Origin of the sequence: Salegentibacter sp. 24 (assembly GCF_004362395.1) — a bacterium.
Taxonomy (GTDB): Bacteria; Bacteroidota; Bacteroidia; order Flavobacteriales; family Flavobacteriaceae; genus Salegentibacter.
Window position 1 is genome coordinate 1 of the sequence record NZ_SNWE01000061.1, and the last position, 1,032, is coordinate 1,032.

At 42.6% G+C, this 1,032-nt stretch carries 1 protein-coding gene; it reads left to right on the plus strand.

What is annotated here, in order from left to right; genetic code table 11:
* Positions 1-100: 100 nt before the first annotated feature.
* Positions 101-1,032: IS21 family transposase (gene istA / locus DET49_RS18355; protein ID WP_166636624.1), on the plus strand; the 932-nt coding region annotated here is incomplete at its 3' end.

Consider the following 1,032-nt stretch of genomic DNA (forward strand, 5'->3'; position numbering starts at 1 on the left):
TGTATATATTAATATAGAACTACCCCACATTTCAATTTAAAAGTATACCACTTATTACCAACTTGAACGTCCAACCAGAGACGTTCGAAAAATGATAAGCATGTATACAAAACAGGAAATAATATTAAAGAGTCATCGTGAAGGCAAAAGCCAACGATTGATAAGCAAAGAGCTTGGAATCAGCAGAAAGACGGTAAAAAAGTACATTACTGACTTTGAAGCTCGATTACAGTCGGGTTCGCCCCCTCAAGAGGCCATTACTGAGTATTTGTCAAATCCGCCGATCTACCATCGAGAGAAGCGTGCAAAATTAAAACTTACTGTAGACGTACAGCAGGCTATCGATGAGCTGCTGGCAGCCAATGAAGAGAAAAGGCTGCAAGGACTTCGAAAACAATTGCTTAAGAAATGTGATATTCATAGCCTATTACAGGAGCAAGGTATTGATATTGGCTACACTACCGTCTGCAATTACATCAAAGAAAAACAAGGGAAGACAGCGCCTAAAGAAGCCTATATACGCCAGGAGTATATTCCAGGAGCGGTCTGTGAGTTTGATTGGGGAGAAATCAAGCTTTATATAGACGGGAAGCTAACTCGCTTCCATCTGGCTGTTTTTACAGCCGCTTACAGTAACTATCGTTTTGCTGAAATTTATCAGCGTCAGGATACCCTGGCCTTTATGGAATCCCACGTAAGTTTTTTCGAACACCTGCAAGGGGTTTATAAGGAAATGGTCTATGATAATATGCGGGTAGCGGTATCCAAATTCATAGGACCTCACGAGAAAGAACCTACTCGCGCCTTGTTAGAACTGCGTGGGCACTATCATTTTAGCCATCGTTTTTGTAATAGCTATCGCGGTAATGAAAAGGGTCATGTGGAACGCAGCGTGGAATATATCCGACGTAAGAGCTTCGCGGTGAAATGCCACTTCACGGATGTGGAAGAGGCCACAGCCTGGCTGCATACTAAAATAGCAGCCCTGAATAATACCAGGCAAAAACTCACCGGAAAGACGGCCAATGAACT